Source organism: Pseudarthrobacter sp. NPDC055928 (assembly GCF_042270935.1).
Lineage (GTDB): Bacteria > Actinomycetota > Actinomycetes > Actinomycetales > Micrococcaceae > Arthrobacter.
The window spans coordinates 60,758-73,120 of record NZ_JBHJZH010000011.1 but is presented as its reverse complement, the minus strand read 5'-3'; the positions used below and the strand labels follow the sequence as shown (position 1 = coordinate 73,120).

General features: G+C 65.0%; 13 protein-coding genes. 10 read left to right on the top strand and 3 right to left on the bottom strand.

Annotated features, from left to right (window positions below; translation table 11 throughout):
- Nucleotides 1-10 precede the first annotated feature (10 nt).
- The 8 genes from ACFC25_RS14455 to ACFC25_RS14420 all read left to right on the top strand — a co-directional run bounded on the left by ACFC25_RS14455 (nt 11) and on the right by ACFC25_RS14420 (nt 7,047).
- Complete coding sequence (locus ACFC25_RS14455; protein ID WP_337347587.1) at nt 11-757, top strand: sulfite exporter TauE/SafE family protein; 747 nt, start codon at nt 11-13, stop codon at nt 755-757.
- A gap of 35 nt (nt 758-792) precedes the next feature.
- The gene (dxr, locus tag ACFC25_RS14450; RefSeq protein WP_376046263.1) at nt 793-1,977 is read left to right on the top strand and encodes a 1-deoxy-D-xylulose-5-phosphate reductoisomerase; all 1,185 of its coding nucleotides are present in this window, start codon (nt 793-795) and stop codon (nt 1,975-1,977) included.
- Nucleotides 1,978-1,995: 18 nt separating this feature from the next.
- Nucleotides 1,996-3,327, top strand: coding sequence for a site-2 protease family protein (locus tag ACFC25_RS14445; RefSeq protein WP_337347589.1), 1,332 nt, complete (start codon nt 1,996-1,998; stop codon nt 3,325-3,327).
- A 102-nt stretch (nt 3,328-3,429) separates the two neighbouring features.
- Nucleotides 3,430-4,095 carry a MarR family transcriptional regulator gene (locus tag ACFC25_RS14440; RefSeq protein WP_376046260.1) on the top strand — a complete coding sequence of 222 codons (666 nt, stop codon included), beginning with the start codon at nt 3,430-3,432 and terminating at the stop codon, nt 4,093-4,095.
- Nucleotides 4,092-4,610: a hypothetical protein gene (locus ACFC25_RS14435; RefSeq protein WP_337347591.1), complete on the top strand. Its 519-nt coding sequence runs from the start codon at nt 4,092-4,094 to the stop codon at nt 4,608-4,610. Before ACFC25_RS14440 ends, ACFC25_RS14435 begins: the two co-directional genes overlap by 4 nt.
- A 77-nt stretch (nt 4,611-4,687) precedes the next feature.
- Nucleotides 4,688-4,981, top strand: coding sequence for a YciI family protein (locus ACFC25_RS14430; protein ID WP_337347592.1), 294 nt, complete (start codon nt 4,688-4,690; stop codon nt 4,979-4,981).
- Nucleotides 4,982-5,027: 46 nt separating this feature from the next.
- The gene (gene ispG / locus ACFC25_RS14425) at nt 5,028-6,194 is read left to right on the top strand and encodes a flavodoxin-dependent (E)-4-hydroxy-3-methylbut-2-enyl-diphosphate synthase (RefSeq protein WP_310166360.1); all 1,167 of its coding nucleotides are present in this window, start codon (nt 5,028-5,030) and stop codon (nt 6,192-6,194) included.
- Nucleotides 6,157-7,047: a GNAT family N-acetyltransferase gene (locus ACFC25_RS14420; protein ID WP_376046426.1), complete on the top strand. Its 891-nt coding sequence runs from the start codon at nt 6,157-6,159 to the stop codon at nt 7,045-7,047. Before ispG ends, ACFC25_RS14420 begins: the two co-directional genes overlap by 38 nt.
- Before the next feature lie 40 nt (nt 7,048-7,087).
- Here the strand turns inward: ACFC25_RS14420 and ACFC25_RS14415 are convergent, their stop codons facing one another.
- Genes ACFC25_RS14415 through ACFC25_RS14405 form a run of 3 tightly spaced genes read right to left on the bottom strand, consistent with a single transcriptional unit; the run spans nt 7,088 to nt 9,308 of the window.
- Nucleotides 7,088-7,723, bottom strand: coding sequence for a TetR family transcriptional regulator (locus tag ACFC25_RS14415; protein WP_376046255.1), 636 nt, complete (start codon nt 7,721-7,723; stop codon nt 7,088-7,090).
- On the bottom strand, nt 7,720-8,463 hold the full coding sequence (locus tag ACFC25_RS14410; protein ID WP_337347690.1) for an ABC transporter permease: 744 nt from the start codon (nt 8,461-8,463) through the stop codon (nt 7,720-7,722). Before ACFC25_RS14410 ends, ACFC25_RS14415 begins: the two co-directional genes overlap by 4 nt.
- Nucleotides 8,464-8,471: 8 nt before the next feature.
- Nucleotides 8,472-9,308: an ABC transporter ATP-binding protein gene (locus tag ACFC25_RS14405; RefSeq protein WP_376046253.1), complete on the bottom strand. Its 837-nt coding sequence runs from the start codon at nt 9,306-9,308 to the stop codon at nt 8,472-8,474.
- A 425-nt stretch (nt 9,309-9,733) separates the two neighbouring features.
- Here ACFC25_RS14405 and ACFC25_RS14400 point away from each other — a divergent pair, with 425 nt between their 5' ends.
- Complete coding sequence (locus ACFC25_RS14400) at nt 9,734-11,545, top strand: proline--tRNA ligase (protein ID WP_376046250.1); 1,812 nt, start codon at nt 9,734-9,736, stop codon at nt 11,543-11,545.
- A gap of 9 nt (nt 11,546-11,554) precedes the next feature.
- A complete protein-coding gene (locus tag ACFC25_RS14395) occupies nt 11,555-12,355 on the top strand; it encodes a sulfite exporter TauE/SafE family protein (RefSeq protein ID WP_376046247.1) in 801 nt (266 codons plus the stop codon).
- Nucleotides 12,356-12,363: the final 8 nt, after the last annotated feature.

The window sequence follows — 12,363 nt, the reverse complement described above, 5'->3', positions numbered from 1 at the left end:
CTAGGATCGGATGGTGTTTGCACTGGTGCTGATTGCCGTCATTGCGGGGGCACTGGCCCAGCGGCTGGCCGGCCTCGGATTCGGCCTCCTCGTTTCCCCGGTCCTGGTGGTACTCCTGGGGCCGTTCGACGGCGTGATGATCATCAACCTCTGCGGGGCCGCTTCGTCGCTGCTGATCCTGTCCAGGGTGTGGCGGCACGTTCAGTGGCGACGCTACTTCGGCCTGGCGCTCGCCGCCGTGGCAGGGGTTTTGCCGGGCGCCTGGCTGGCCAGCAACGTGCCGGAAGCACCGCTGGAAATCTGTATCGGCGTCCTGCTCATCGTCGCCTTGCTTGCTTCGCAGCGGCTGACCCGCAGCTCATGGCGCGCCAGCGGTCCGGTCCCCATGGCATCACTCGGCTTTTCCAGCGGACTGATGAATGCGGCCGCCGGCGTGGGCGGCCCTGCCATTACCGCCTACGCCATCGCCACCCGCTGGGACCAAAAGAGCTTCGGCGCCACACTGCAGCCGTATTTCGTGACCACGGGGCTGACGTCCCTGGTGAGCAAATATGTTCTCTCCGGCGGGCACCTTCCCGGCCTGGAGGGATGGCAGTGGCTCAGCATTCTGGCTGCCATGGTGGTCGGAATCGTTGCCGGCGACTTGCTGTCCGGCAAGGTCAAGCCTGCCTCCGTCCGGCGGATCGTGGTGGCCATCGCCTACCTCGGAGCCGCGTCCACACTGACCAAGGGTTTCGTGGAACTGGCTTTTGGGTGAGCGGGCACAGCCTGCCGGTGCGGGATACTTAAGCAATGCAGCCTCGCAGAATCGTCATCCTCGGATCCACCGGTTCCATCGGCACCCAGGCGATTGACGTCGTCGACGGCGCCCCGCACCTTTTTGAAGTGGTGGCGCTCAGCGCCGGGGGCGGAAACCTGGAACTGCTGGCCCGCCAGGCCGTCCACACGGGGGCCGCCGCCGTCGGCATCGCGTCCGGGGATCCGCGGCAGCTGCAAAACCTGATCAACGACGCCGCCCGCCAATCAGGACGGCAAGACTACCGGCCGGAGATTATCTCCGGCCCCGACGCCTCCACCCGGATTGCCGAAATCCCCGCCGACGTGGTGCTCAACGGAATTACCGGCTCGATCGGACTCGCCCCGACGCTGGCGGCCCTGAAATCCGGGGCCTTATTGGCTTTGGCCAATAAGGAGTCCCTCATTGTTGGTGGAGAGCTGGTCAAGGCAGCCGCCCGGGAGGGGCAGATTGTGCCTGTGGACTCCGAACATTCCGCCATCGCCCAGTGCCTGCGCTCCGGCTCCGCCAACGAAGTGGACAAACTGATCCTGACGGCCTCCGGCGGACCCTTCCGCGGCCGGACCAGGGAGCAGTTGCACAACGTTTCGCCCCGGGAAGCGCTGGCACACCCCACGTGGGATATGGGGCTGATGGTCACCACCAATTCGGCCACCCTGGTCAACAAGGGCCTTGAGGTCATCGAAGCCCACCTGCTCTTCGACATCCCGCTGGACCGGATCGACGTTGTGGTCCACCCGCAATCCGTGGTGCACTCCATGGTCCAGTTTGTCGACGGGTCCATCATCGCCCAGGCTTCGCCGCCGGACATGCGCCTGCCCATTGCGCTGGGGCTGGGCTGGCCCGACAGGGTGCCCAAGGCTGCGTCCCCCTGCGACTGGACCCAAGCCACCAGTTGGACGTTCGAACCGCTGGACTCGCAGGCCTTCCCGGCTGTGGAGCTCGCCAAGGACGCAGCCAAGCAGGGAAGCACCTTTCCTGCGGTGTTCAACGCCGCCAACGAGGAAGCCGTCACAGCCTTCCACGAAGGGTCCATCCGCTTCACCGACATCGTGGACACCGTGGCTGCCGTACTCAGCGAACACCCAGGATCCTCCGGGCTGACAGTGGAGTCCGTGCTGGAAGCTGAAAGCTGGGCACGGGCGCGGGCCCACGAACGTTTAGCAGTCAGCAGTCTCTAGGAAGCAGTCAATCCACCCATGAGTCCCGTACTCCTCTTTATCCTCGGTGTCGTGTTTGTGGCGATCGGCATTGCCGTGTCCATTGCGCTGCACGAAGTCGGCCACCTGGTGCCCGCCAAGCTGTTCAAGGTCCGTGTCACCAAGTACATGATCGGTTTCGGCCCCACCCTGTGGTCAAAGCGCAAGGGCGAAACCGAATATGGGGTCAAGGCCATCCCCCTGGGCGGCTACGTCTCCATGATCGGCATGTATCCGCCGAACAAGGACGACGGAACAGTCAGGCCATCGAGCACCGGCATGTTCCAGACCCTGGCCACGGAAGCGCGGTCCCTTGCCCACGAGGAGGTGGGTCCGGATGACAAGGACCGGGTGTTCTACCGGCTCCCGGTGTGGAAGAAAGTCATTGTGATGCTCGGCGGCCCGGCGATGAACCTGCTTATCGGCCTGGCCCTTACGGCGGTCCTCCTCATGGGCTTCGGCATTTCCACGCCCACCACCACCATCGCCGATGTTTCCAAGTGCCAGGTCGCCGCCGGCGAGACCGTGGATCCTGATTCTGCAGACTGCGAACTGACGCCAGCGGCCGCCGCCGGCCTCCTGCCCAATGACCGGGTCACCTCCTTTGATGGGAAGGCAGTGACCAGTTGGGACCAGCTGACGGAGTGGATCCGTACGTCCGCCGGGAAGGAAGTCAGCATCACCGTAGAGCGCGACGGCGGCACGGTCACCACCACCGTGACTCCTGTGCTGTCCGCCCGCCCTGTTGTCGGTGTCGACGGACGCCAGGCCAAGGATGACGCCGGCAACCTCCTGTACCAGGACGTCGGCTTCCTGGGCATTGGTGCACAGAGTGAACTGGTGCCACAGCCGGCGTCGACTGTCCTGCCTATGGCGGGGGAGAACATCCGGCAAGTGGCCGGTGTTGTCCTCAACCTTCCGGCGCGTGTAGTCGGGGTTGCGCAGGCGGCCTTCAGCGAGGAGCCCCGTGATCCCAACGGACCCATCAGCGTAGTGGGTGTGGGGCGCGTGGCCGGAGAGATATCGGCCATGGAGGAGGTGCCGCTCCAGTCAAGGCTGGGGGCCCTGGTTGGGCTGCTCGCCGGGCTGAACTTCGCCTTGGCCGTTTTCAACCTGGTTCCGCTGCTGCCGCTCGATGGCGGCCATATCGCCGGTGCACTGTATGAAGGGGTCCGGCGCCGGGTGGCGAAGCTCTTCGGCAGGCCCGACCCCGGCGCCTTCGATATCGCCAAGCTCTTGCCCGCGACGTACGTCGTGGCCGCCCTGCTGATGGGGATGAGCGCGCTGTTGATCTATGCGGACATCGTAAAGCCCATCAACCTGTTCGGCTAAGCCGCTTTCGGCTGATATTCGAGAATCAGCCATATTAGGCTTATTTTGTATAATCAGCTGCAAACGATTGATTATCTGAAATCAGCCACCTACGGTTAAGCCATGTACATCCTCACCATCGACCAGCGCGGCAGCAGCGAGGACGTCGACCGGGTTCCGGAGCTGATCTCCGAACTGGCCGGCCTTACTTCGGGGGCGTTCGAGCGCTCTGTGGGCGACGAACTCCAAGGACTCGTAGCCGACCCGGCCGAGGTAGTGGACATTGCCCTGCACGCGCTGCGCAGTGGCCACTGGTACGTGGGGATCGGCATCGGCTCAGTGGTGCTCGCTCCCGGGGCCAGCCCCCGGGAAGGTACCGGAACGGGCTTCGTGGCCGCCCGTAAGGCCGTTGATCTCGCCAAGACCGCAGCCGGACAGGTCCCGTTGTCGGTGGTGTCCGGCAGTATCGGACGGACAGCGGAAGTACCGCAGCATGCCCGGGAAGGAGCCGTGGCCTGCGCCCATGCCGAGGCGGTGCTCCGCCTGATCGGCCGCCTGGTTCAGGAACGGACTCCAGCCCAATGGCGGGTGGTGGACCGGCTCCGGCTCCTGCAGGGCGGTGGCGGCCGGCATGGCAGCCAGAAGGAGGTGGCCAAGGAGTTGGGAATTACGGAACAGTCGGTGAGCCGTGCCGTGCTCAGGTCCGGCTGGCAGGAAGAATGGGCGGCTAGGCCCGCCGCGGCAATGCTCCTGGCGCACGCTCATTCCCAGATAGAAGGAGACCGGTGAACGCACTCTGGATAACCGCGGCCCTGCTGGTGGCCGGATTCGCCGGCTGGCCAGTGACCGCGCTGGTCTTTCGGCTGGCCAGGACCATCGATGACAAGGCGGATGCGGCCAGTGCAGCGGACCGGGCGCTCGAGGACCCGTCAGCCGACGTTACGGTGGACACCTTTCCCGCAGTCCCGCAGCCCCGCCCAGGACAATCCGTGGACGGCGAGCTGACAGCGGACGGCGGGAGGCCGTCGTCGGACGTTCCCTCTCCGGCGCCACCCGCTGCGGCCCAGCGGATCCTGCGTGGTGGGGCGATCATCGGCGTGCTGGAGCGCCTTGCGGTTTGCCTGGCCATCCTGGCCGGCCAGCCGGTGGCCATCGCGTACGTGGTGGCGATCAAAGGACTGGGAAGGTTCGCCGAGCTGAAGGAAACACCCGTGGCCGCGGAGCGGTTCATTATCGGGACCCTCACCTCCATGCTGTGGGCCGCCGGGATTGCGGCTATCGTCAAAGTGCTGTTTCTGTCCTAAGCCACCGGCCCGGCATGTGGGGTTTTGCGGCATTGCCCGGATCGGCGAAGGCCCGCCGCGGGGGATAGGGTGTCCTTATGACTGTTTTTGCTGTTGAGTACGTTTACGCTGCCAATTCCTCTGCCGCCCGCGATGAGAGCCGTCCCGCACACCGTGCCTGGCTGTCCACCCTTGCCGAGGACGGCCGGCTCCTGACCAGCGGACCCTATGGCGACGGCGCCGGTGCCCTGCTGATCTTCAAGGTCCAGGACGAGGCGGAGTTGAACGAACTGCTCAAGCAGGATCCCTTCGCGCTGGCAGGCACCATCGCCGGGATCCGAACCACCGAATGGACCCCCGTGATCGGCATCCTGGCCGCCCACGCGTCCTGATATCTGACCTCCCTCCTCTTTCGATCCACCTACCCAAGGAGTCCACGTGACCTCGGTCAGCCTGGGAATGCCGTCAGCACCGCCGCCCGTTCTTGCCCCGCGCCGGAAGACGCGCCAGATCAAGGTCGGATCCGTGGGGGTCGGCTCGGACAGCCCCATCAGCGTGCAGTCCATGACCACCACACCCACCACGGACATCAACGCCACCCTGCAGCAGATCGCCGAGCTCACGGCGTCCGGCTGCGACATCGTTCGGGTGGCCTGCCCGTCCGCGGACGACGCCGAGGCGCTGCCCATCATTGCCCGCAAGTCCCAAATTCCGGTCATCGCGGACATCCACTTCCAGCCCAAGTACGTTTTCGCGGCCATCGAGGCAGGCTGCGCCGCGGTCCGCGTGAACCCGGGGAACATCCGCAAGTTCGATGACCAGGTCAAAGAAATCGCGAAGGCGGCCAAGGACCACGGCACGTCCATCCGGATCGGCGTCAACGCGGGCTCCCTGGAGCCGGGCATCATGAAGAAATACGGGAAAGCCACCCCTGAGGCACTCGTGGAATCGGCAGTCTGGGAAGCGTCCCTGTTCGAGGAGCACGGCTTCCATGATTTCAAGATTTCGGTTAAGCACAACGATCCCGTGATCATGGTGGCGGCCTACGAGATGCTGGCCGAAAAGGGAGACTGGCCCCTCCACCTCGGCGTCACGGAGGCCGGGCCGGCCTTCCAGGGAACCATCAAGTCCGCCACCGCCTTCGGCGCACTGCTGTCCAGGGGCATCGGCGACACCATCCGGGTCTCACTTTCCGCCCCGCCGGTGGAGGAAATCAAGGTCGGCAACCAGATCCTGCAATCCCTCAACCTGCGCCCGCGCAAACTGGAGATCGTCTCCTGCCCGTCCTGCGGCCGCGCGCAGGTGGATGTCTACACCCTGGCCGAACAGGTCACCGCAGGCCTGGAAGGCATGGAAATCCCGCTGCGCGTGGCAGTGATGGGCTGTGTCGTCAACGGACCTGGCGAGGCCCGTGAGGCTGACCTCGGCGTGGCATCGGGCAACGGCAAAGGCCAGATCTTTGTGAAGGGTGAAGTCATTAAGACTGTCCCCGAGGACCAGATTGTTGAGACACTGATCGAAGAGGCCATGCGTATCGCCGAAGAGATGGGGGAGGCCGATGGCGAAGATGCTGTCAAGGGTAGCCCCGTGGTTAGCGTCTCATAAGGACGGCACCGCGCCGGCAGGGATCTCCGTTCGAACCCTGACCGGTGCGGACACGTCGGCACTGCGGCGCCTGGCCCAGCAGGATCCGGTAGCCAACGTCTTCATCCTTGCCCACTTGCGCTCGGCCGGGACCGCCGCACCCACCACGGGTGGCGCATCGGTCCTTGGCGTGTTCGACGACGGCATGCTGGTGGGTGCCTGCTGGACGGGAGCCAACCTGGTTCCGGTTGAGCTGGATCCCGCCTATGCCGGGCTGGTTGCCGCGGCGGCCAACCGTTCGGGCCGCCGGTATGCCTCGGCTTTTGGCCCCGCGGAACCCGTCCTCGCCCTGCATGCTGAGCTGGAGCTGTTGGGCCACACGGCCCACGAGGTGCGCTCCGAGCAGCCGCTCCTGACCCTCGCGGGCCCGCCTTCGGTGGAACCAAACACGGAACTCACCCTGGGCAGGCTCGCGGACTTTGACCGCATCCTCCCTGCCTGCGCCGCCATGTTTGAGGAAGAAGTGGGCTATTCGCCTTTCCTGGGGGGCCGCGAGTTCTACAGCCGGCGGGTGGAAGGGCTGATCCGGCAAGGACATTCGCTGGTACACCTCAACCCCGCCGGCGACGTCGTCTTCAAGGCCGAACTTGGAGCCGTGACAGCGGAGGTAACGCAGGTGCAGGGTGTGTGGATGAACCCTCAATATCGGGGCCAGGGCCTCAGCGCGGGCTACATGGCCGCCGTTGTCGACCACGCCCGGAAGATCGCACCGGTCACCAGCCTGTACGTGAATGGCTTCAATTCCCGCGCCAGATCCACGTATGAGCGCGTCGGGTTCACCCAGCGGGGAACCTTTGCCACTGTGCTGTTCTAAGCCAGTATCTTGAGGGGGCCGTGCTTTTCATGGGCGCGTGTCAGTTGTCCAGTCCGTCCAGTTCTCCCGTGAGGTAATGCTGGACGTTCGGAGCCAGCAGCCGAACCACATCCTCAGGTGAGGCAGAGGCAAGCGGCTCCAACTTGACCACGTAGCGGACCAGCATGAGGCCCACCATCTGCGTGGCTACCAGGTTGCCTCGCAAGGCCACTTCCTCGGGTGGGCCGGGAATGCCGGCCATGATGCGGCTGATGATCGTCCGGGTCACCACCTCCCGCAGCAACAACGTCTTGGACTTGGAGCCAATGGTGCCCCGGATGAACGCCACCAGGCTGTGCTGGGCCGGGCTCTCCCACAGCCGCAGTACCGCCCGCACAATTGCTTCCGCCCGATGCTCGGGGTCGTGCTGGTCCACGCCCTCCAGGACCTGTGCCGGGTCGGCCGGGAGTGCCACGCTCAGCGCGAAGAGCTCATCCTTTCCCTTGAAGAAATGATGGATCATGGCGGGGTCAACACCGGCCTCCCGTGCCACCTGCCGAAGGCTTGTGCCCTCGAAGCCATGCTCGGCGAAGAGGTGGCGGGCCGAGGCCAGGATGTGTTCCCGGGACTCGCTTGCTCCTTCGCGCCGCCCCCTCCTGCCCGATCCTGGCTTTCGGACCTCCTGCGTGCCGCTCATGCAGTCTGCCGCCGGAGCGTGAGGGACGCCAGTACCAGGACCCCCAGGACGATGGCCAGCATGGTGGTGGCATCCGACCACAGTTGGTCCGTGGCCTCGGTGTTCGCAGCGATCTCCTGCAGGGCATCCACCGAAAATGTGAGGGGCAGGACGTTCGAGATGGATTCGAGGACCTCGTTCATCCGGTCACGGGCAACGAACAATCCGCACAGCAGAATCTGGGGCACCACCACAACCGGCATGAACTGGACGGCCTGGAATTCGGTCCGGGCGAACGCAGAGCAGAGCAGTCCCAGGGCCACACCCAGTACGGCGTTGATCACCGCAATCATGACCACCAGGCCGGGGCTGCCCTTGATATCCAGGTCGAAGATCCAGTAGGCGACGGCCGTGGCAACCAATGACTGCAGGGCGGCCATGATGGAAAACGCGAGCCCGTAACCGAACAGCAGATCGGCCTTGTGGATGGGCGTGGTCAGGAGCCGCTCCAGCGTCCCGGACGTCCGTTCCCGCAGCATGGTGATGGAGGTGACCAGGAACATGACCACAAACGGGAAAATGGCCAGCATCATCAGGCCCACCCGGTCGAACGTCCTGGGCATCCCCGGCGGGAGCGTCTCATTCTCGAAAAGGAAATACACCGCCGTCAGCAGCAGCGCCGGGACCACCAGGATCAGGGCGACGCTGCGGTGGTCGTGCCGCAATTGGTCCAGGACCCTTCGGGTTGTGGCCAGCATCATCAACAGGTTCATGACCGCACCGTCCTTTTCGGGGTTGTGCTGCTTTCCGGGGAGGGTGTGCCGTCGCGGGTGACGGCGACTTCGGTTGCCGCCGTTCCTTCCGCTTCCCGGATCATATGCAGGAACGCCCTCTCAAGGTCTGTGCTGTGACCGCGCCTGCTGAGTTCGGCCGGCGTCAGCTGGGCCAGGAGCCTGCCTTCGCGCAGCAGCAGCAGGGAACCGCAGTGGCTTGCCTCCTCCATCACATGGCTGGAGACCAGGAGCGTGGTCCCCGCCTCCGCCATGGACCGGAAGCGGTCCCAGAGGTCGGCCCGAAGAACAGGGTCAAGGCCCACTGTGGGCTCGTCGAGGACCAGCAGGCGGGGACGGGCAACCAAGGCGCACGCCAGCGAAACCCGGCTGAGCTGGCCGCCGGAGAGGTCGGCTGTTTTTTGCCGTGACTGCTGTTCAAGCCCGACGGCGGCAATTGCCTCGGCGGCATCGCGTCGCCCTTTCCGGTGCATCGCTCCGAAATAGCGGACATTGGCTTCCACGGTCAGGTCCGGGTAGACGCTGGGGGACTGGGTTACGTAGCCCACCCGGTGCCGTAGTGACGGATGGCCGGCCGGAAGGCCCAGTACCGTCACGGATCCCGAGCTCAGCCGCTGTACTCCGACGATGGCCCTCATCAGGGTGGTCTTTCCGCTCCCTGACGGGCCCAGCAGGCCGGTGATCCTTCCGGCCGGGATGGCAAAATCCAGGCCCTGAAGGACGGGAATCTTTCCCCGGACCACATGCAGGGACCTGGTGGCCACCGCGACGTCATCTCCGGGCCTGGCCAGGGCCGCTGCTGCTGAGTGGGACATGAGTGCCTCCGGGTGATGGTGACTGTACGCTGGCAAAAATCTATAAATTCACCACTTGATGAATTAAAAATAGACCCCCATTGGAGGCTCGTCAACAACTTCGAATGGAACAAACCCTTGTCAAGGTGTCGGCGATCACATAAGTTCGATCTAGCTGCGCTGGAGTGTGGGTGGGCGGTCTCACCAGTCCTCACCAGTACCAAGCGTCAACGCCGTGGAGCCACGCCCGGATGCAATGACCAGCCGTTTACGGCCAGGGGCTTTGCATCGCCGGGCGTGGCTCTATCGCGTCCTGGCCGATGACCTGAGTGGCCCGCAAGGAGTCCTGCCGCAGGGGAAGGGCAGGCTTTGCCGGTAGATTAGTACCCAGACGAATTGCCCGGCCCTGCATCCAGCAGCCATTCCCCAGAAACGGATACCGCCCCGTGGTCACAAGACTGTCCCAGCTTTTCCTGCGCACCCTGCGTGAAGATCCCGTCGACGCCGAGGTGGCCAGCCACCGGCTTCTGGTCCGGGCCGGCTACATCCGGCGCGCGGCGCCCGGCATCTACACCTGGCTGCCGCTCGGGCTCAGTGTGCTGCGCAAGGTCGAAGCCGTCATCCGCGAGGAAATGGCGTCGATCGGGGCCCAGGAAGTTCACTTTCCGGCGCTGCTGCCGCGGGAACCCTACGAGGCCACCAACCGCTGGACCGAATACGGTGAGGGCCTGTTCCGGCTCCAGGACCGCAAGGGCGCGGATTACCTGCTGGCACCCACGCACGAGGAAATGTTCACGCTCCTGGTCAAGGACCTGTACTCCTCGTACAAGGACCTTCCCCTAAGCCTCTACCAGATCCAGAACAAGTACCGCGACGAGGCGCGCCCCCGCGCGGGCCTGCTGCGCGGACGCGAGTTCATCATGAAGGACTCCTACTCCTTCGACGTGGACGACGCCGGCCTGGACGCGAGCTACATGGCCCACCGTGGCGCCTACCTCAGGATCTTCGAGCGCCTGGGCCTGGAGGTTGTTCCGGTTGCGGCCACCGCGGGCGCCATGGGCGGATCCAAGAGCGAGGAATTCCTGCACCCCACCGAGATCGGCGAGGACACGTTTGTGCGCTCCGCCGGCGGTTACGCGGCAAACGTGGAGGCAGTCACCACCGTGGTCCCTGAGGACATTGATTTCACGGATGCCCCGGCCGCGGAAGTCCTGGACACTCCGAACACCCCCACGATCGACACGCTGGTTGCCGCCTCCAACGAGCTTGCTCCCCGCAGCGAGGCCGACGGCGGCCCCTGGACGGCCGCCGACACCCTCAAGAACGTTGTCCTGGCAGTCACCCTGCCCACCGGAGAACGCCAGCTTGTGGTTATCGGCCTGCCCGGTGACCGCGGCGTTGACCTGAAGCGCGTGGAAGCCAACATTGGTTCGTTCCTGCCCATCGCAGGCGAGATCGGACTGGAAGCCGCCAACGACGACGACCTCAAGAAGCAGCCCCTCATCGTCAAGGGCTACCTGGGCCCCGGCCTGACCCTGGACGAACCCCTGCTGGGCAGCGAAAGCTCCACCAACCTCCTGTACCTGGTTGATCCCCGCGTTGTCAGCGGCTCCGCCTGGATCACCGGAGCCAATGAGGCCGGCAAGCACGTGTACGGCCTCGTCGCAGGACGCGACTTCGGCTGGGACGGCGTGATCGAATGCACCGACGTCCGCGAAGGCGATCCTGCCCCGGACGGCTCCGGCCCGCTGGAGATTGCCCGCGGCATCGAGATGGGCCATATTTTCCAGCTTGGCCGCAAGTATGCCGAAGCCCTTGAACTGAAGGTCCTGGACCAGAACGGCAAGCAGGTAGTGGTCACCATGGGTTCCTACGGCGTGGGCGTCACCCGCGCCGTCGCCGCCCTTGCTGAGTCCAACCATGACGACAAGGGCCTGACCTGGCCCCGCGCCGTCGCTCCCGCGGATGTCCACGTGGTGGCTGTAGGCAAGGGCGAAGAGATCTTCGCCGCAGCCGAAAAACTGGCCCTGGATCTTGAGGCCGCAGGCCTGGACGTCATCTATGACGACCGGCCCAAGGTGTCCCCGGGCGTCAAGTTCGGCGATGCCGAACTTGTAGGCGTCCCCACGATCCTGGCTGTTGGCCGCGGCCTGGTGGACGGCGTTGTGGAGATCAAGGACCGCCGCAGCGGCGAAGCGGAGAACGTTGCAGTGGACAAGGCGGTTGACTACGTGGTCACTGCCGTCCGCAACAGCTGACCCGCAGCGTTGATCTCTGGTTTCGAATCGATCCAGCTCACCACCCTCATTTTGATTGTGGTGGCTGGATTCGCTGCCGGCTGGGTGGATGCAGTGGTGGGCGGCGGGGGACTGATCCAGCTTCCGGCGCTGCTCCTGGTGCCTGGCATTACCCCCGTCCAGGCGCTGGCCACCAACAAGATGGGCTCGATTTTCGGGACCACAACCAGCGCTGTCACCTACTACGGGCGGGTCAAACCGGACCTGAAGACCGCACTGCCCATGGCGGTGATCGCCCTCGGCGGCAGTTTCGGCGGGGCGGTCCTGGCGGCCACCCTGCCGGCAAGCGTGTTCAAGCCCATCATCGTGGTAGCACTTGTCGCCGTCGCGCTTTTTACTGCCCTCAAGCCCAACGTCGGGGACATCACGGTGCTGCGCCACGACGGACACACGCACTACGTAGTGGCGTGCCTGATTGGGGCGGTGATCGGCTTCTACGACGGCCTCATCGGGCCGGGCACCGGCTCGTTCCTGGTCATCGCCCTGGTCTCAGCCATGGGGTACGCCTTCCTGGAAGCCAGTGCCAAGGCGAAGATCGTCAATATGGCCACCAATGCCGGTGCGCTGCTGTTCTTCCTGCCCCACGGCTCCCTGCTGTGGGGCGTCGGGTTGCTGTTGGGCGCGGCCAACATGGCGGGTGGATACCTCGGCGCCCGCACCGCGGTCAGCCAGGGGAGCCGCTTCGTCCGGATCGTGTTCCTGGTGGTGGTAGGTGCCTTGATCATCAAACTCGGCTACGACGTCTGGCAGGAGAACTTCGCGGAGGCGTAGCATGCTCC

Coding starts and splice junctions, on each gene's coding strand:
- ACFC25_RS14455 (WP_337347587.1), top strand. CDS start 11: ATGGTGTTTGCACTGGTGCTGATTGCCGTCATTGCGGGGGCACTGGCC.
- dxr (WP_376046263.1), top strand. CDS start 793: ATGCAGCCTCGCAGAATCGTCATCCTCGGATCCACCGGTTCCATCGGC.
- ACFC25_RS14445 (WP_337347589.1), top strand. CDS start 1,996: ATGAGTCCCGTACTCCTCTTTATCCTCGGTGTCGTGTTTGTGGCGATC.
- ACFC25_RS14440 (WP_376046260.1), top strand. CDS start 3,430: ATGTACATCCTCACCATCGACCAGCGCGGCAGCAGCGAGGACGTCGAC.
- ACFC25_RS14430 (WP_337347592.1), top strand. CDS start 4,688: ATGACTGTTTTTGCTGTTGAGTACGTTTACGCTGCCAATTCCTCTGCC.
- ACFC25_RS14420 (WP_376046426.1), top strand. CDS start 6,157: ATGCTGTCAAGGGTAGCCCCGTGGTTAGCGTCTCATAAGGACGGCACC.
- ACFC25_RS14415 (WP_376046255.1), bottom strand. CDS start 7,723: ATGAGCGGCACGCAGGAGGTCCGAAAGCCAGGATCGGGCAGGAGGGGG.
- ACFC25_RS14410 (WP_337347690.1), bottom strand. CDS start 8,463: ATGATGCTGGCCACAACCCGAAGGGTCCTGGACCAATTGCGGCACGAC.
- ACFC25_RS14405 (WP_376046253.1), bottom strand. CDS start 9,308: ATGTCCCACTCAGCAGCAGCGGCCCTGGCCAGGCCCGGAGATGACGTC.